Annotated in this window: 17 protein-coding genes; 2 read left to right on the top strand and 15 right to left on the bottom strand. The window is 60.4% G+C overall.

Annotation, left to right across the window (positions count from 1 at the left end; all coding sequences use genetic code 11):
* The 15 genes from ureE to urtA form a co-directional block, all read right to left on the bottom strand.
* Complete coding sequence (ureE, locus tag C934_RS0119070) at window positions 1-483, bottom strand: urease accessory protein UreE (protein WP_018858239.1); 483 nt, start codon at window positions 481-483, stop codon at window positions 1-3.
* 107 nt (window positions 484-590) lie between these two features.
* The gene (locus tag C934_RS0119065; protein ID WP_018858238.1) at window positions 591-2276 is read right to left on the bottom strand and encodes an adenylate/guanylate cyclase domain-containing protein; all 1686 of its coding nucleotides are present in this window, start codon (window positions 2274-2276) and stop codon (window positions 591-593) included.
* A gap of 171 nt (window positions 2277-2447) precedes the next feature.
* Complete coding sequence (locus tag C934_RS0119060) at window positions 2448-3299, bottom strand: GGDEF domain-containing protein (RefSeq protein ID WP_018858237.1); 852 nt, start codon at window positions 3297-3299, stop codon at window positions 2448-2450.
* Window positions 3300-3639: 340 nt separating this feature from the next.
* Window positions 3640-5349: an urease subunit alpha gene (gene ureC, locus C934_RS0119055; protein ID WP_018858236.1), complete on the bottom strand. Its 1710-nt coding sequence runs from the start codon at window positions 5347-5349 to the stop codon at window positions 3640-3642.
* Window positions 5350-5352: 3 nt separating this feature from the next.
* Window positions 5353-5976, bottom strand: coding sequence for a hypothetical protein (locus C934_RS0119050; protein WP_026371926.1), 624 nt, complete (start codon window positions 5974-5976; stop codon window positions 5353-5355).
* A 16-nt stretch (window positions 5977-5992) separates the two neighbouring features.
* Complete coding sequence (locus C934_RS0119045) at window positions 5993-6403, bottom strand: lysozyme inhibitor LprI family protein (RefSeq protein WP_018858234.1); 411 nt, start codon at window positions 6401-6403, stop codon at window positions 5993-5995.
* Window positions 6404-6422: 19 nt separating this feature from the next.
* Window positions 6423-6728 carry an urease subunit beta gene (locus tag C934_RS0119040; RefSeq protein WP_018858233.1) on the bottom strand — a complete coding sequence of 102 codons (306 nt, stop codon included), beginning with the start codon at window positions 6726-6728 and terminating at the stop codon, window positions 6423-6425.
* A gap of 10 nt (window positions 6729-6738) precedes the next feature.
* Window positions 6739-6993, bottom strand: coding sequence for a DUF1272 domain-containing protein (locus C934_RS0119035; protein WP_018858232.1), 255 nt, complete (start codon window positions 6991-6993; stop codon window positions 6739-6741).
* 7 nt (window positions 6994-7000) lie between these two features.
* Complete coding sequence (locus C934_RS0119030; protein WP_018858231.1) at window positions 7001-7303, bottom strand: urease subunit gamma; 303 nt, start codon at window positions 7301-7303, stop codon at window positions 7001-7003.
* 20 nt (window positions 7304-7323) lie between these two features.
* The gene (locus C934_RS0119025; protein ID WP_026371925.1) at window positions 7324-8145 is read right to left on the bottom strand and encodes an urease accessory protein UreD; all 822 of its coding nucleotides are present in this window, start codon (window positions 8143-8145) and stop codon (window positions 7324-7326) included.
* Between the two features lie 180 nt (window positions 8146-8325).
* The gene (urtE, locus tag C934_RS0119020; RefSeq protein ID WP_018858229.1) at window positions 8326-9021 is read right to left on the bottom strand and encodes an urea ABC transporter ATP-binding subunit UrtE; all 696 of its coding nucleotides are present in this window, start codon (window positions 9019-9021) and stop codon (window positions 8326-8328) included.
* Between the two features lies 1 nt (window position 9022).
* Window positions 9023-9778 (bottom strand): urea ABC transporter ATP-binding protein UrtD, encoded by a 756-nt coding sequence (gene urtD / locus C934_RS0119015; protein WP_018858228.1) that lies wholly within the window; start codon window positions 9776-9778, stop codon window positions 9023-9025.
* Window positions 9779-9784: 6 nt separating this feature from the next.
* Window positions 9785-10948 (bottom strand): urea ABC transporter permease subunit UrtC, encoded by a 1164-nt coding sequence (gene urtC / locus C934_RS0119010; protein ID WP_018858227.1) that lies wholly within the window; start codon window positions 10946-10948, stop codon window positions 9785-9787.
* The gene (gene urtB, locus C934_RS0119005) at window positions 10945-12564 is read right to left on the bottom strand and encodes an urea ABC transporter permease subunit UrtB (RefSeq protein WP_018858226.1); all 1620 of its coding nucleotides are present in this window, start codon (window positions 12562-12564) and stop codon (window positions 10945-10947) included. The genes urtC and urtB overlap by 4 nt, the downstream gene beginning before the upstream one ends.
* Before the next feature lie 193 nt (window positions 12565-12757).
* The gene (gene urtA / locus C934_RS0119000) at window positions 12758-14050 is read right to left on the bottom strand and encodes an urea ABC transporter substrate-binding protein (protein WP_018858225.1); all 1293 of its coding nucleotides are present in this window, start codon (window positions 14048-14050) and stop codon (window positions 12758-12760) included.
* Window positions 14051-14267: 217 nt separating this feature from the next.
* On the opposite strand from urtA, the gene C934_RS0118995 reads away from it, so the two are divergent.
* Entirely contained in the window at window positions 14268-17654 is a 3387-nt protein-coding gene (locus C934_RS0118995; protein WP_018858224.1) for a hybrid sensor histidine kinase/response regulator, read from the top strand.
* Window positions 17647-18558 (top strand): response regulator, encoded by a 912-nt coding sequence (locus C934_RS0118990; RefSeq protein WP_018858223.1) that lies wholly within the window; start codon window positions 17647-17649, stop codon window positions 18556-18558. The genes C934_RS0118995 and C934_RS0118990 overlap by 8 nt, the downstream gene beginning before the upstream one ends.
* The last annotated feature ends 8 nt before the right edge of the window (window positions 18559-18566 follow it).

Here is an 18566-nt window from a genome sequence, read left to right as displayed (position 1 = left end):
TCAGTCGTGCGAGTGATGATGATGCGCTTGGTCATGACCGTGTGCATGGCCATGTGAATGATACGCACCGCGTGCCGGCTGGAACGGCTCTGCAACTTCGCGGATCGTCGCACCGAGCCCTTCGAGCATGGAGCGGATCACATGATCACGAAGGATAAGGATGCGGTCTTCCTCGATCTGGGCGCCGAGATGCCGATTGCCGAGATGCCACGCGAGCTCGATCAGGTGCACGCGATCCCTGCCCCTCACCTCGAAGAGCTTCTCGTCTGCGGCTACAATTTCGATGAGCTCGCCATCCTCGAGAACCAACATATCACCACTGGCAAAAAGCACCGGCTCCTTGAGGTCGAGCATGACCATCTCGCCGTTGTCGAGGTGAAGCAGCTTTCGCCGCAAATGCCTCAGGTCGTGCGGCAAAACCACTTTTCCGATGGGGTTCGAGGAAGGCGTGCCCGCAGGCAGGTAGGAAGTAACGCGTTGCATGACGTGTCCAATTCGCTTGAGACTGCGACCATGCAAAATAGCCTGATGCGATGCAAGAAGGAACCTGCCGGAAAGGCATATGCAGCAGATGTTTGCGCCCGGAATTCCTATGCAGTTCCTACAAAGGCACAGAGAAGTTTTGAAAGCGCGTCCTGGTCGCGATAGGGAAAAGTGTTTCGCACAAGCTCAGGTCCGAGTGCGGGCTGAAGGCTCAAGGCCTCAGTCTGGTACTGCCCACGTCGAACTTCGTCACCGTGCAGGGCATAGGCCGCAGCAAGCAAGATAAGCGTTCGCCACGACCTCCATGGAATGTTCTCAAAATCCTCAATTGCAGAACCAAAGCGGCCCTGGTGGAGTCGGATAATTCCCCTGATCACCCAGAACCACACCGGGGGATATTTTGCCAACCTGAAGCATTCACCGATTTCGGCGTCCGCTTGTTCCAGGTCGCCGAGGTAGTGGAGCATTTCCGCGTGATCGGCGCGAATCTGCAGATCGCTGGGCGCAAGGTCGCGCGCCTTGCCATAATGCGATCTGGCCCCGTCGTAGTCGCGTGAAAGCAGATGGACCAGCGCTGCCGCATAGTGGGAAAGGGCGTCATTGTTGTCGATACGCAAGGCGATCCGTACGATCTCGTCGGCGCGGCGCAGGTGCTCGAAGTCGCCTGTTTGGGCAAAACTGTAAGTCAGGGCAATGGCATAGCTGGCCTGGGCATAAATCATCCCCGGATCCAGTTCCGTTGCCCTCAAGAAGAAAACCTCCGCCTCGGGAAGCATATGCTTGCTATCAAGCATCCTGCCATAGAGGAAGTTTTCGTCGGCCGACCAGGACGACTGTGGTTTCTTGGCAATCATCTCGGATGCTGCAAGCAGCACCTTGTCCTGAACCAGCGAGCCTATCTCCGCCGCCACCAGTTCAACGACATCGAAATGGTAACTTTCCGGAAGATCGAAAGCTCGCGACCACATCACAGGCGTGACGTTCGTATGCATGAATTTGGCGTTTACCCGGAACGGGCCTGCGCCATGAATACCAATCTTGACCGTGTAGTCATACGGGCGAATAGCACTTCCATCCAGTGCGGCGGAAGCGGATCCAACACGCGAGACATCGAGCCAACGCTGCTCGGTAAGAAGGTCTTCAAGGGAGGATACAACCAGTTCCGCCAAGTCCAGCTGCTGCGGGGCCGTTGACGGCGCGGCGGTGATTCTAACTGCGGTCTTTGCGATTGCTCCGTCAGCAGGGCGCGGTCGCTCCTCTTCCACGAAACCGTTGTAACGTGGCTGCCAGTGCCAAACGCGCACGGGTCGATCGATATTCTTTAGAACCCTTTCGCCGCCATCCACAAAATCCGTCCCAGTCCTCTTGGCGATCTGGTGATAGACGCCATCGGTGATGCTTATGCCGCCGGGGAATGCGCTTGCTTCAATGCGAGAGGCAACGTTCACTCCGTCGCCAAATAAGTCGGTACCATCGACCAAAACATCGGCCAGATTGATTCCAATGCGAAGAATTAGGCGCGACCCTTCCGGCTGGCGCATAAGTTCGCCCTGGATTGCAATCGCGCACTCCACTGCACCGTTCACGGAATCAAATACGGCCAAGGTGCCGTCGCCCATGAGTTTGAAAACCCTGCCGCCTTCGCGCTCGACATTCGGCCTTATCAGCTCTTCCTGCATCGCTTTGACTGAAGCTAACGTCGCCTCCTCGTCAGCCTCCATGAGACGAGAATAGCCGACTACGTCGGTGGCCATGATTGCTGCCAGCCGTCGCTTGAGGGGCGTCCTTGCCATAAGCTCTCCAAGTAACCAGCGATCGCATGAGTGACAATGACAAGCGTAACACAGAACTACGCGGCGAAGCATGATTTCCGCCGTCGCGTGGGATCAACGAGGCCGCGTGGCGCTTATCCGCCGGCTCCAACTTGTCGTTGCAGGCATTCGCTGTGTAATTCCGCGAATTCGTCAGGCCAGCCGCGCCTCATCGCAATCCATGTTCATTGCGTGCGCGGCCACGGCCTCCTCCGGCAAACGTCTACGCCAACCAGGATGCAGCCCGTCATTCTCATGCACCACGCGATTTCGACCGAGCGCCTTTGCCAGGTAGAGCGCCTTGTCGGCCGCCGAATAAACAGCCTCGTTGCTCCGTGCGGGCTCGAACTCCGCAATACCGGCCGACACAGTCAGTGCGACCACGCAATCGTCGGCAACGACCGGATGCCCGGCCAGGCGGGCGCAGACCGACTGCACTCTCTCGATCCGCTGCTCTTGTGAGCCACCGACAACGATCGCGCCGAACTCTTCACCGCCCAGCCTCGCCGCGACGGAGTCCCCGCCGAAGGCAGCCGCGAGGATGGCGGAGACCGCCACGATGACGGAATCGCCGCAGGCATGGCCGAAGCGATCGTTTATGGCCTTGAACCGGTCGACGTCGAAGATCGCGAGACAGGCATTTCCATCGACCTGCTCCAATGCCTCTGTAAAGGCACGTCGGTTGAGAAGACCTGAAAGCACATCGGTGCGGCTCAACTGCTCGAACTCCGCGCGCGAGACGCTGAGCTGGTGCATCGCGTGACCGGCTATCAGCGACAGCACGCTTGAGACCGCCCCGCCAATAAGCCACGACAGTAACACGCCGTAGACAACACCATGAGCGAGCGGAACAGGCATCAGTCCCGCCCAGTCGAGCGGCGGCAATAGCAGGACAATGACGATCGACGAGAGCGTCACCGCAAGGAAGCTCATCTTGAGAGCAAACACATAAATTGCGCGGCGATCACGAAAATCGCCAAGCTCCGCCTGGAGTGAAATTCTCATGCGAATCGACCTTCTTGCCCGCCGCTAGGCACATTGCTTAGAGGTCACCTCCTGCTGAGTTCTTAAGTGAACTGTTAAAGTTCGAACGAGTTTGGTGAATTGAGCGGCGGTTGAAAGCTGCCCAAAAACGTGACGCTTTCCGCGATCAATCATCCAGCGAGGTTTGAAGCGTAACAATTTGTTTTTACTTGTGTTTTATAACCACCAACAAGGAGAATGTCCTATTACGGAAGGAACGCCTCAAGGTGGAACATACAAAAATAAAAAACAACCCACAGGAGATTCAGTCTTAACGCGCGGCTTTAGGAGCCGCCACCTCGCATTCGGCCGCCCCAAACACTCAAAACAAGAAATAGCGCTGCGCCATCGGCAGGACGGTGGCCGGCTCGCAGGTCAGCAACTCGCCATCAGCCCGCACCTCATAGGTCTCCGGATCGACCTCGATGTGCGGCGTCAGGCTGTTGTGAATCATCGACGCCTTGGAAAGGCCGCCGCGGGTGTTCTTCACAGCGACAAGATTTTTAGCGACGCCGAGACGGCTCTTCAGACCCGCATCGAGCGACGCTTGCGAGACGAAGGTGACAGACGAACTGGTTCGCAGCTTGCCGTGGGCGGCAAACATCGGCCGGTAATGCATCGGCTGCGGCGTCGGGATCGAAGCATTCGGATCTCCCATGGGAGCCGCAGCAATCGAACCGCCGAGCAATACCATCTCAGGCTTGACGCCGAAGAAGGCAGGGTTCCACAGAACCAGATCGGCGCGCTTGCCGACTTCGATCGAGCCGATTTCGTGTGAAAGACCTTGCGCGATCGCCGGGTTGATCGTGTATTTCGCAATATAGCGGCGGACGCGGAAGTTGTCGTTCTCGCCCTTCTCTTCCTTCAGGCGGCCGCGCTGACGCTTCATCTTGTCGGCAGTCTGCCAAGTACGGATTGCTACCTCCCCGACACGACCCATGGCCTGGCTGTCGGACGAAATGATCGAGAAGGCGCCGATGTCATGCAGGATGTCTTCCGCCGCGATCGTCTCCTTGCGGATGCGGCTTTCGGCAAATGCGATGTCCTCGGGGATAGACGGTGACAGATGGTGGCAGACCATCAGCATGTCGAGATGCTCGGCGACGGTATTGACCGTGTAGGGCCGCGTCGGGTTGGTCGACGACGGGATGACGTTCGACTGACCGCAGATCTTGATAATGTCAGGAGCGTGGCCACCGCCCGCTCCTTCCGTGTGGAAGGCGTGGATGGTGCGGCCCTTAATGGCGCCGATCGTATCCTCGACAAAGCCGCTTTCATTCAGCGTGTCGGTGTGGATCATCACCTGGATGTCATAGTCGTCGGCGACCGAAAGGCAGCAGTCGATCGCAGCCGGCGTCGTGCCCCAGTCCTCGTGGAGCTTCAGCGACGATGCGCCCGCAAGCACCATCTCTTCGAGTGCGGCGGGCAGCGAGGCGTTTCCCTTGCCGGCAAGCGCAAGGTTCATCGGGAAGCCGTCGAAGCTCTCGATCATCCGCTCGATGTGCCAGGCACCGGTGCAGGTCGTGGCGAGCGTGCCATGCGCCGGGCCGGTGCCGCCGCCCAGCATGCAGGTTACGCCCGACATCAGCGCTTCCTCGATCTGCTGCGGGCAGATGTAGTGAATATGCGCATCCATACCGCCGGCAGTGATGATCTTGCCTTCGCCAGCGATCGCCTCGGTCGAGGGGCCGACGATGATGTTGACCCCGGGTTGCGTGTCCGGATTGCCGGCTTTGCCGATCGCCGCGATGCGGCCGTTCTTTAGGCCTATATCGGCCTTGACGACGCCCGTATGGTCGATGATGACGACATTGGTGATGACGGTATCGACAGCACCCTGCGCCCGCGTCGCCTGGCTCTGGCCCATGCCGTCGCGAATGACCTTGCCGCCGCCAAATTTCACCTCTTCGCCATATGTGGTGAAATCCTTCTCGATCTCGATGAAGAGCTCGGTATCGGCAAGGCGCACCTTGTCGCCGGTGGTCGGGCCGAACATGCCGGCATAGGCGGCGCGGGAAATCTTGTAGGGCATATGTCAGGCTCCTTGGGAGGAAGAAAGGGATGCGCTTGCCGGCAGCCGCGTGACGCGGCCAGCGGCGACATAACTATCGACAAGCTGCCGCTCGGCAGCAAAAGGATGCCATTCCCATCCCGCGTGGCCGAAGCCTGCGAGATCGATGGTCGCCTCGGGAAATCTGTTCATCACTTCTGATATCACGATCATGCCGCTGCTCGGCACGACGTAGGGCGCCGGGTGGTAGGCAGCCAGCGCCTCGTCCACCGCTTCATGAATCACTTTGTCAACGACCACATGCATCTTGCCAACATCAGCACAGAACGCATTGAATTGACTCGTGTAGTCGTCGCAGAAATCGTCGAGCTCGGGATGCGATACGGCCAGCGGCGCTCGCAGTTCCGCGAACTTTTGCGGATCGCGCACGCTCCAGATCGCCGCCGCCTCACGCACGGCTGGATGCTCCCGCCACGCCTCGGAAGCAAGCATTGCCTTGCCCGGCCGCCCGGTATTGCAGACGGCGACGACGTCGGTGCGCCCCGGGCTCGCTTCGTAGGAGCGGCATTCGTTAAAGCGGATAACGAACGCAGCATCCGCCACTGCGGCCGCCGCCTGTGCGCCGATCTCTCCGTTGCCGACGACCATGATCCTGCCAACCATGTCAGTTGCCCATCGTCTCTGCGAGTTCCTTGAGCTGCTTGGTGCGCGCGTCCGTCAACTCTGCAATGCAGCCTGCTACGAGCATCGGCTCCATCGTGCCGCCACGCGCCTGAAAGCCTGCCGCCTCACACTCCGCATCACGGAAATTCACCCATGCGCGCTGCGCCTTCACCAGTGCCTCTTCGGCACCCCGCATATCCGCATCGAGATCCTTGTCGAGTGCTGCGAGAGCCGCGCGCGTGATCTTGTATTGTGCGTTCAGTGCCTTGTCGGCGGTCTGCTGGCGCGCCTGTTCACAAGCCGTCATGTCAGCTTGCGTGACCGGATTTTTGCAATCAAGATCCTCGGCGTTGGCGCCGAAGGCAAAGACCGTCGCAGCACCGGCGGCCAGAAGGTGCAGGCTCGCACGCATCGTCTGCTCCCGGCCCACTCTAGAGCTTGCCCATGACCAGCTGGCGGAAACCGTAGACTTCGCGCTTGCCGGAGAGAGGGATGAGCGTCACCGAGCGCGTCTGACCGGGCTCGAAACGTACGGCCGTGCCGGCCGGGATATCGAGCCGCATGCCGTGTGCCTTCTCCCGATCGAAAGAGAGACCGGCATTCGTTTCCGCGAAATGATAGTGGCTGCCGACCTGCACGGGGCGATCGCCGGTGTTCGAGACCTCAAGTGTCACTGTCGGCGCGCCGACGTTCAGCTCGATGTCGCCGCTTGCGGCAATGATTTCTCCTGGGATCATGATCTTCTCCTCACGCAGCCTTGATGGGCCCGCAGCCCTCGGCTTTCAGAACGCGCTTTGTCGACGCCGGGTACTTGGCAAGCTTGGCAGCGGGGCGCGCCGGGCGGCGCACAAGTTCGCCGCCGCAATTCGGGCAGATGCCGCCGAGAACATCGGCAACGCAATCGGCGCAGAACGTGCATTCGAATGTGCAGATCATTGCCTCAGAACTGTCGGGCGGAAGATCCTTGTCGCAGCATTCGCAATTGGGGCGCAGCTCCAGCATGGGAACCTCAGCGGATCGGTTCGTGGACGGTGACGAGCTTGGTGCCATCAGGAAAGGTTGCCTCGACCTGGACGTCATGGATCATCTCCGCGATGCCTTCCATCACTTGGTCACGGCCGACGACATGAGCCCCCGCCTCCATCAGTTCGGCGACCGGACGCCCGTCACGCGCGCCTTCGACGACGAAATCGGTGATCAACGCGATCGCTTCGGGATGGTTGAGCTTGACGCCCCGTTCCAGCCGCCGCCGCGCGACCATCGCCGCCATCGAAATCAACAGCTTGTCTTTTTCTCTCGGTGTGAGGTTCATCGTGCATCCATCTGCTTCAACTAGAGATTCCAGACTTTCGGCACCGGCGCTCCATCGCGCAAGGCCGAAATGATCGGGATGAGAATTTTTCTCAAGGCAAAACCATCGGGCGCTGAAAGGCGCACGACAAGCTTGCCGGCCCAGCTGCTGGCGCCGCCCATATGGCCCTCAAGCAGCGAGCGCACTGCACCGAGGTAGGCTTCGGCGCGCGGCCCGACATACAGCAGCGTTGCAAACGCGACCTTGCCTGACAGCACGGCATCGGCACCGGCAAACATTGCAACATTTCCCTGCAGCGCCAGGTCCTCGGCGTGGCAGAGCCGGCCTGCCTTGCGAATACGCCAGCGGTCGCGAAAGAGGCCGCTCTCCACCGCCTCCCCCATCGCCTTCCGGCCAAGCAGGATGGCCTCGACGGCCAGGAATTCGGCATCATCATCGAGATCAACGTCGAGCTTTCGAAACAGCGATGAACGATCGAACAGGATGGTTTCCTGCGGCAACCAGTCCACCCGGGCGTTTGCGCCCACGGTAATGCTGGTGTTGACCTCAGCCGTTCCTGCCGATGCCTTGTAGATCTTCTCGCAGGCCTGCGTGGTGACGTCGATGCGGGCGCCGGGACCAGCCGTAACGCTCCAGTTCATTCGGTCGCCGCCGGTGAGGCCGCCCGCGGTATTGATGATGACGGCTTCCATGGAGGAATCGAACGTATCCGGAAGCCGGATCTTGCCCGCTCCTTCCTGGTAGAGTTCCTGCAGGCGCGTACGCCCGTCGAGCATCCTCGCAGCCAGATGCCCGCGCCCCTCGGCTCTCTGCGGTCTTCTAGCTGCCCCCGCGTTCGTCATTCCGTCCCTTCCCAATGGACCGCCGGTTGACCCCGGCCGTTTTCATTGAAGTCACTAACTTGCAGAAAGCAAGCAATTCCCGTGCCGCTCCGACACACTCACCACGATCGGACCGGCGGCAACGAGATCCCTCAGAAACTGCCGAGGAAAACAGCATCTGCCCAACAGATAACCACTGGATCATACAGTCAAATGACGACGCGCTTCCGGCGTATCGAGCGTTTCCGCAAGCCCCTCGTGAACGATCTCGCCGCGATCCATGATGTAGACGTAGTCGGCAAGTTCGCGGCAGAAATCGAGATACTGTTCCACCAGCAGGATCGCCATCCCGGCACTGTCGCGCAGATACCGGATTGCCCGGCCGATATCCTTGATGATCGACGGCTGGATGCCCTCGGTCGGCTCGTCGAGCACGAGGATCTTCGGCCGCGTTACCATCGCCCGGCCGATCGCCAGCTGCTGCTGCTGTCCGCCGGAAAGGTCGCCGCCGCGACGTCCAAGCATGGTCTGCAGCACAGGAAACAGGCTGAAGATATCGTCGGGAATATTCTTGCTGCCCCGTGAAAGCGGCGCAAAGCCGGTCTCGAGATTTTCTTTTACCGTCAGCAACGGAAAGATCTCACGCCCCTGCGGCACATAGCCGATGCCCTGCTTGGCGCGCGCATAGGGCGGCAGGCCGTTGAGCCTGGTGTCGTTGAACGTCACCGTTCCCGCCGACAGCGGATGCTGGCCGGTAACGGCGCGGAGAAGAGAACTCTTGCCCACGCCGTTACGCCCCAGCACGCAAGTGATCTTGCCCATTTCCGCCTTGATGGAAATGCCGCGCAGCGCCTGAGCGGCGCCATAGTGAAGGTTTGCATTTTCGACTGTCAGCATCTCAGCGCCCCAGATAATTCTCGATCACCTTCGGATCGGAGCTCACGAAATCGATCGATCCTTCGGCCAGCACCGAACCTTCGGCAAGGCAGGTCACCTTGACGCCGAGATCGCGGATGAAGCCCATGTCATGCTCCACGACGACGACCGAGCGGGTCTTGGCGATCTCCTTGAGGAGGATCGCCGTTTCCGCGGTTTCGGCGTCCGTCATGCCGGCGACCGGCTCATCGACCAACAAAAGCTTCGGTTCCTGCGCCAGAAGCATGCCGATCTCCAGCCACTGCTTCTGGCCGTGCGAGAGGTTGGCGGCGAGTTCGTCGCGCCGATGCGTCAGCCGCACGGTCTCAAGGATCTCCTCGATGCGCGCCCTGTCTTCCGCGGAGAGCCGGTAGAACAGCGTCGAGAAGACATCGCGCTTGCGGTTCAAGGCGAGTTCGAGGTTGTCCCACACCGTGTGACTTTCGAAGACCGTCGGTTTCTGGAACTTGCGACCAATCCCGAGCTGCGCGATGTCGGCCTCGTCGAGTTTGGTGAGATCGGTCTGCCCGTTGAAGAACACCTCGCCTTCATCCGGTCGCGTCTTGCCGGTGATGATGTCCATCATCGTTGTCTTGCCGGCACCATTCGGGCCGATGATGGCCCGAAGTTCGCCGGGCTCGATGACGATCGAGAGCGAGTTCAGTGCCTTGAAGCCGTCGAAGGAAACCGAGACGTTGTTGAGATAGAGAACGCTGTTTGGTTTGACGTCAGGGATCATGATCGCTTACTCCGCCGGCTGGATTTTTGCATCGACACCCTCTTCCTGAAGCGCGGGCGGGGTCGCCTCCGTCTTCGGCTTGCGGCGCGTGAAGTACTGGCCGATGGTCCCGACGATCCCCTTTGGCAGGAACAGCGTGACGAGCACGAAGAGACCGCCAAGCGCGAACAGCCAGAACTCGGGGAAAATGCCCGTGAAGATCGTCTTGCCGCCGTTGACCAGAATGGCGCCGATGATCGGCCCGATCAGCGTCGAGCGTCCGCCGACTGCCGTCCAGATGACCACTTCGATCGAGTTGGCCGGCGCGAATTCGCCGGGGTTGATGATGCCGACCTGCGGCACGTAAAGCGCACCGGCAATGCCCGCCATCATCGCGGAGACGACAAAGGTGAAGAGCTTGAAGTGCTCGACGCGGTAGCCGAGGAAGCGCGTGCGGCTTTCCGCATCACGCACGCCGACCAGCACCTTGCCGAACTTCGAGCGGACGATGGCCGAGGCAATCATGAGCGACAGTGCAAGGAAGATGGCGGTCGCTGCAAACAGCGCAGCACGCGTGCCATCAGCCTGAACGTTGAAGCCGAGAATTTCCTTGAAGTCGGTCATGCCGTTGTTGCCGCCGAAGCCCATGTCGTTTCTGAAGAAGGCGAGCAGCAGCGCGTAGGTCATCGCCTGCGTGATGATCGACAGGTAGACGCCGTTGACGCGTGAGCGGAAGGCGAACCAGCCGAACACGAAGGCCAGCAGTCCCGGCACCAGCAGAACCATCAGCGCCGCGAACCAGAACTTGTCAAAGCCGTACCAGAACCACGGCAGTTCCTTCCAGTTCAGGAACACCATGAAATCCGGAAGGATCGGGTCTCCATAGACGCCGCGCGAGCCGATCTGTCGCATCAGATACATGCCCATCGCATAGCCGCCGAGCGCGAAAAAGGCGCCGTGGCCAAGTGAGAGAATGCCACAGAAGCCCCAGACAAGGTCGAGCGCCAGCGCCAGCAGGGCGTAGGTGAGATACTTGCCGAACAGCGCCATGATATAGGTCGGGATATGCAGCGGATTGGTCGGCGCGGTCATCAGGTTGAGAACCGGCACCAGCACGGCGACTGCAAGCAGAATGACGATCGCAGCGACGATCTTATGGTCGAGAGACCGAAGCAGGAAGGCCGTAATCATGCTTCCACCGCCCTTCCTTTGAGTGCGAAGAGCCCACGCGGACGCTTCTGGATGAACAGAATGATGAGGACGAGCACCAGGATCTTGCCGAGCACAGCGCCGGCGAAGGGCTCGAGGAACTTGTTGAGGACACCGAGCGACAGCGCACCGACGAGCGTGCCCCAGAGATTGCCCACGCCACCGAAGACCACGACCATGAAGCTGTCGATGATGTAGCTCTGCCCGAGGTTAGGCGACACGTTGTCGATCTGGCTGAGCGCGACGCCCGCTATGCCGGCAATGCCGGAGCCGAGCGCGAAGGTGAATGCATCGACCCAGCCGGTGCGGATGCCCATCGACGAGGCCATGCGGCGGTTCTGCGTAACCGCGCGCATCTGCAGGCCGAAGGCCGAGCGCTTCAGGAGAACGAGCAGCGCGAAGAACACAGCCATCGAGAAAACGATGATCCAGAGGCGGTTCCAGGTGATCGAGAGCCCGCCCAGTTCAAATGCGCCGGACATCCAGCTTGGATTGCGCACCTCGCGATTCGTCGGGCCGAAGATCGTGCGAACCGCCTGCTGCAGGATCAGCGACGCGCCCCAGGTGGCGAGCAGCGTTTCGAGCGGCCGGCCATAGAGATAACGGATGACGACCCGCTCGATGACAAGACCGACAAAGCCGGTGAAGACGAAAGCCACCGGCACGGAGAAGGCCAGCGAATAGTTTCCGAGTTCGGGAAATGCGGAGCTGATGTACTCCTGCACGACGTACGTCGTGTAAGCGCCGATCATCACCATTTCGCCATGCGCCATGTTGATGACGCCCATGACGCCGAAGGTAATGGCAAGGCCGATCGCGGCCAGCAGCAGCACCGAGCCAAGCGACAGCCCGTACCAGATGTTCTGCCCGACATCCCAAAGCGCCAGGCTGCGGTTGATCGCGTTGACATGGGTCTGGATAGCACCCTTCAGTTCCTCAGGCGCGGTCGCCATCGCGGAATTCAGGATGGTCAGCGCATCGCGCCCGCCGCGCGCAGCGACCGTATCGATCGCGGCCTTCTTCTCTTCGGCGCTGACATCGCTCTTCAGCACGATGACAGCGCGCGCCGCTTCCATCGCATTTTTGACCTCGGCGTCGTTTTCTTCAGCCAGCGCCGACGTGAGGAGGTCAAGATTTGCCGGATCGGCGTCCTTGAGCAGTCCTTGGGCTGCCGCAAGCCGCGCGCCCCGATCCGCGCTCAGGAGCGTCAGCTGGCTGGTGGCGGTGGCAATCACCGTACGCAGCGAGTTGTTGATCTTGACCTTGGACATATAGTCCGGATCGACGTCGGAAACGACCGCGCCTGATATCGGGTCGGCATAGGTCGGCTCATCCTCGGTGCCGCCCTGCACCAGCACAGGACCGCCGGTCTCGGAATTCACGTAAAGCTGACCATCGCTCAGCAACTGCAGGATCTCGCCGACACGCGGGTCCTTGGAGGCGACCAGTGCCTTGATCGCGGCTTCGCGCTCAGGGAAATCGCCGACGCCAAGCGCATCGATAAGGGGGTGAATGTCTTGCTGTGCCTTGAGCGCGGTCGCAAAAGCCGGCATGGCCAGGCATAGGGTCAAAAGCAAAATCTTGATGGCGCGATACATCGGCTCTCTTGCCTCGGTTATCGTTGGCCTTCCGGCGCAATCGGGAAAAATAAGCCCTTAAATCGGCATCGATCCACCATGGAACCGCCGCCGTCCGAAGCATCAAGGCTGCGCTCCGGAGATGGACCTTCCGCCCGGACAGGAGAGACCGGGCGGAAGTCTTCAGGCGTCAGAGTGACGGGGTGGTTCGCACTCAGGAGCCCTTGCCGCCGCACTTGCCCGAGGCAACGTTGAAGTTGCCGCAGTTCATGGGCTTGCGCCAATCGGAGATCAGGTCCTTGGAGTCCGGCAGGAAGTCGGACCATTCGTCGCCAACGACCGCCGGGGTCTGCTGAACGATTTCGAACTGGCCGTTCGCCTGGATTTCACCGATCAGAACCGGCTTGGTGATGTGGTGGTTCGGCATGACGGTCGCATAGCCGCCCGACAGGTTCGGAACCGTGGTGCCGATGATCGTGTCGAGAACCTTGTCCGTGTCGGTCGTGCCGGCAGCCTGAACAGCCTTAACCCATGCGTTGAAGCCGATATAGGCAGCTTCCATCGGGTCGTTGGTCACGCGCTTGTCGTTCTTGGTGAACTCGTGCCACTGCTTGATGAACTTCTTGTTCGCCGGGCTTTCGACCGACTCGAAGTAGTTCCAGGCAGCGAGGTGACCGACGAGCGGCTTGGTGTCGAGACCGGCAAGCTCTTCTTCACCGACCGAGAAGGCGACGACGGGAATGTCGGTTGCCTTGACGCCCTGGTTGCCGAGTTCCTTGTAGAACGGAACGTTGGCGTCACCGTTGATGGTCGAGACCACCGCCGTCTTCTTGCCGGCCGCGCCGAATTCCTTGATCTTCTTCACTTCCGTCTGCCAGTCGGAGAAGCCGAACGGCGTGTAGTTGATGATGATGTCTTCCTTCGGAATGCCCTTCGAGACGAGATAGGCTTCCAGGATCTTGTTGGTGGTGCGCGGATAGACGTAGTCGGTGCCTTCGAGAACGAAGCGCTTAACGCCTTCCTTTTCCATCAGGTAGTCGACGGCCGGAATCGCCTGCTGGTTCGGAGCGGCACCCGTGTAGAAGATGTTGCGCGAGGACTCTTCGCCTTCATACTGAACCGGGTAGAAGAGGATCGAGTTGAGCTCTTCGAAGACCGGCAGGACCGACTTGCGCGACGAGGACGTCCAGCAACCGAAGACGGCGGCGACCTTGTCCTTTTCGATCAGCTCGCGTGCCTTTTCGGCAAACAGCGGCCAGTCGGAGGCCGGGTCGACGACGACAGCTTCGAGCTTCTTGCCGAGAAGGCCGCCCTTCTTGTTCTGCTCGTCGATGAGCATCAGCATGGCGTCTTTCAGCGTCGTTTCGGAGATCGCCATCGTGCCGGACAGCGAGTGCAGAACGCCGACCTTGATGGTGTCGTCAGCCGCAACGGCTCCGTGGAATGCGGCCGTGGCCGACATGACGGCGCCGAGTGCGGCGCCCGTGATATAGGACTTGAGATTCATCTGGTTGATCCCCTCTTCTTGTTAGACAACAGGCCGAAAACGGAAGTTAACTGTTGCTTAAAGGACTATCCGGTGCTGCACTGCGAAAGCGTATACGTGATATGACGTAGGTGACGGGGCGAAATGTGCAGTTCTGTGCTGCGCCGCACTCTTAAGCCTCGCGTGGTTCCATGTTACGAACGCATGACAAGGGGAACAAAGGGGCTGGCACTAACGCATGGCAGCGCGGCAACGCATCATTCCGGTCAGGCGCGAATACAATCGCTGGGTGGCGAACCAGACGCTGGAGGACTATGCGCTGCGGTTCACCGCCAAGAGCGCCCGGCAGTTCTCCTCGCAGCGCATCTCGCAGACGGCAATCGGTGCCATCTCCTTCCTGGCGCTGGAAGCGATCGGTGGCGCCATCACGCTCTCCTACGGCACGACCAACGCCTTCTACGCCATCATCGTCGCCTCGATCGCCATGCTCGCCATCGGCCTGCCGATCAGCCGCTACGCGATCCGCCACGGCGTCGATATCGACCTGCTGACCCGCGGTGCGAGCTTCGGCTATATCGGCTCCACGGTCACGTCCCTGATCTATGCCAGTTTCACCTTCATGCTGTTTGCGATCGAAGCCTCGATCATGTCCGGCGCGCTGGAGCTGACGCTCGGCATCCCTCTGTGGATCGGCTACATCATCAGCGCCGTCATGGTCATTCCGCTGGTGACGCACGGCGTCCGGCTGATCAGCCGATTCCAGTTGCTGACCCAGCCTTTCTGGATCGTCCTCAATGTCCTGCCCTTCCTCTTCATCGCCGTGATGGACTGGGAGAAGTTCGATCTGTGGCGCGCCTTTGCCGGCATTCGCCATGCTTCGGGGCCGCCGGGCACGGTCGCACCTTTCGATCTCGTCGAATTCGGCGCCGCCTCAGCCGTCATATTGGCGCTGATGTCGCAGATCGGCGAACAGGCCGACTTTCTGCGCTTTCTACCCCCGGAGAAGCAGACGAAATGGCGCCACCGCCTCGCGGTCTTCCTCGCCGGCCCAGGCTGGGTGATCATCGGGGCGCCGAAGCTGCTAGCCGGCTCCTTCCTCGTCGTGCTGACGTTCGCGTCCGGCGTGCCGGTTGATCGTGCCGCCGATCCCGCCCAGATGTATCTGACCGCCTTTGGATACATGATCCCCTGGCACAACGCCGCCCTGCTGCTGATGGCTGCCTTCGTGGTCGTATCGCAGTTGAAGATCAATGTGATGAACGCCTATGCAGGCTCGCTCGCCTGGTCGAACTTCTTCTCCCGCCTCACTCATAGCCATCCCGGCCGCGTCATCTGGCTCGTCTTCAACGTGGCGATCGCCCTTCTGCTGATGGAACTTGGCATCTATAGGCTGCTCGAGGAAACGCTCGGCATCTTCTCGATCATCGCCATGGCCTGGCTCTGCACGATCTCGGCGGACCTCTTCATCAACAAGCCGCTCGGCCTTGCGCCTCCCGGCATCGAGTTCAAGCGCGCTCACCTCTACGACATCAACCCCGTCGGCCTCGGCGCCATGACGCTATCGGCCGGCATCGCGCTGGTCGCGCATTTCGGCGTCTTCGGCTCCATCGCAGCCTCCCTCGCGCCTTACATCACGCTTGTTGTCGCGCTGATCGCCTCGCCGCTGATCGCCTGGAGTACGAAGGGCAGGTTCTATCTCGCTCGCAAGCCGCGCCACAGCTGGAAGAACCTTACCAACATCACCTGTTCCGTCTGCGAGCATCCATTCGAGCCTGAAGATATGGCCTGGTGCCCGGCCTATGCGGCACCGATCTGCTCGCTCTGCTGTTCGCTCGACAGCCGCTGCCACGACATGTGCAAGCCGAAGGCGCGCTTCAACGCACAGGTTGGCACGGTCGCCAAGGCAGTACTGCCGGGGAGCGTCGTTGAGAAGCTGACCACACGCCTCGGTCGCTATGGCATCGCCGTCGTGCTCGCCCTGACGGCCGTCGGAACCATCCTCGCGATGATCGCCCATCAGGTTTCCTCGGCGTCACCCGAAACCGCCGACGTCGTCAACGGAACGATCCTGGTAGTCTTCTTCGTCTTCGCGGTGATTGCGGGAGTCGTCTGCTGGTTTTACGTGCTCGCGCATGACAGCCGGGTCGTTGCCGAGGAAGAATCCTCTCGCCAGAATACGCTGCTGCTGAAGGAAATCGCCGCGCACAAGAAGACCGACGCCGCCCTTCAGACCGCCAAGGAAACGGCTGAAGCCGCCAACCGTGCGAAGAGCCGTTATGTCGTCGGCCTTAGTCACGAATTGCGCACGCCGCTGAACGCCGTGCTCGGCTACGCGCAGATTCTCGAACGCGACGAAACCATTCCCACTCCACGACAGTCGTCGATCAAGGTCATCCGCCGCAGCGCCGAGCATCTCTCCGGTCTTATCGACGGTCTCCTCGATATCTCCAAGATCGAAGCCGGGCGCCTGCAGGTCTATTCCAACGAGATCAACATTCAGGATTTCCTGGATCAAATCGTCGACATGTTCCGCCCTCAGGCCCAGGCCAAGGGATTGACGTTCCATCACGACCGCTCACCCGCCCTGCCCCACTTCGTACGCACCGACGAGAAGCGGTTGCGCCAGATCCTCGTCAATCTGCTCTCCAACGCCATCAAGTTCACTGACGAAGGCAGCGTCACCTTCGACGTTAGCTATCGCAGCCAGGTCGCCACCTTCACGGTCAGCGACACCGGTCGCGGCATTGCCGAGAAGGACTTGAGCCGTATCTACGAGCCGTTCCAGCGTGGCGAAGCCGACAGCGTCCGGCCGATGCCGGGCCTTGGCCTCGGTCTGACGATCACGCAGCTTTTGACCAACACGCTGGGCGGCGAAATCTCGGTGAGCAGCGAGAAGGATCGCGGAACGGTCTTCCGCGTTCGCCTCATGCTTTCCGCCGTGCTTCGCGAAATGACGGTCCCGCCACAGGAGAAGAAGATCGTCAGCTACGACGGTCCTCGGCGCACGATCGTCGTCGTGGACGACAATGAGGACCACCGCGAGATGATGCGCGAGGTGCTCGCCCCACTTGATTTCGTCGTGCTGACGGCGGCAAGCGGAGCCGATTGCCTGACTTTGATCGAAGGCATCCAGCCCGATCTCTTCCTGGTCGATATCTCGATGCCGGGCATGAATGGCTGGCAACTCGTTTCGCGCCTGCGCGCGAACGGCCAGACTGCCCCGATCGTCATGCTGTCCGCCAATATCGGCGACGCCGCCGCACACCGCGATAGCGATGACAGCCACAATGATGCCATCGGCAAGCCTGTCGACATCAAGCAACTGCGTGACAAGCTTGCGCTCCATCTGGGTTTGAGGTGGATCTATGCGGAGGCGATCCCGCCCGCCCCCGCCAAGCACGACCGGCCGCTGGTCAGTCCAGGACACTCCCATGTTCAGGAATTGTTGCGGCTCGCCGAAATCGGCTACATCAGAGGCATCGAGGCAAAGCTCGGCGACCTTGCCAAGGTAGAAGCAAATCAGCCATTTACAGAAGAACTTCGCTCCTATGCGGCCTCCTTCGATCTGAACGGCCTCATGAATTTCCTGCACCGTTTTGACGAGAAGGTAGAAACCCTTGGCTGAGCTCCCGCGCGACATTGTTCTGCTGGTGGATGACTCGCCAGAGGCTTTGGGGTTCCTGACCGATGCTCTGGAGCAGTCCGGATTCTCGGTCCTGATCGCCACGTCAGGCTCGGCTGCCCTGAATATTGTGGAGCGCATTACGCCCGATCTCATTCTGCTGGATGCGGTCATGCCCTCCATGGACGGCTTTGAGACTTGTAGGAGACTCAAAGCCAACCCGGCAATCAGCCAGATACCGGTCATCTTCATGACCGGCCTGACAGAAACCGAGCATGTCGTTCGTGCACTCGAATCTGGAGGCGTCGACTACCTGACGAAACCGATCAATATCGACGAGCTGCGAGCGCGGATCGGCGTCCATCTGCGCAACGCCCGTTCCACACAGAGCGCGCGCGTTGCGCTGGACGCTGCCGGCCGACATTTGCTCGCCGTCAAGGGCGACGGCGATATTCATTGGTCGACGCCACAGGCAACACGCCTCGCCAACGCTGCGATGAACCGAGATGATGCCATGGACACGGTGGTCGGCAGGATTGCAGAGTGGATGAAGACCCGCCCGGCCTCGGCGCGCGAGGGCGCGATCTCGCTTTCGCATGCCGGCAAGGACGTGCTTCAGCTGGCCTTCCTGGGCGCGATCGGTCCGGATGAATATCTGTTTCGCCTGACGGCAAACAACGCGCGGGCCGACGACGAGGTGCTGCGCCGGCATTTCTCGCTGACACAGAGGGAATCCGAAGTGTTGTTATGGATTGCGAAAGGCAAGGCCAACCGCGATATCGGCGAGATTCTCGGCCTGTCGGCGCGCACCGTGAACAAGCATCTCGAACAGATCTATGTGAAGCTCGGCGTCGAAAACCGTGCCTCGGCGGCGGTCAAGGCCGCTCATGTCTTGCATGAGACGTGAACGATCTA

The sequence above is a fragment of the Rhizobium sp. 42MFCr.1 genome (assembly GCF_000377185.1).
In the GTDB taxonomy this organism is placed as follows: Bacteria; Pseudomonadota; Alphaproteobacteria; order Rhizobiales; family Rhizobiaceae; genus Rhizobium; species Rhizobium altiplani.
This window is presented reverse-complemented; position numbering and strand designations above follow the sequence as displayed.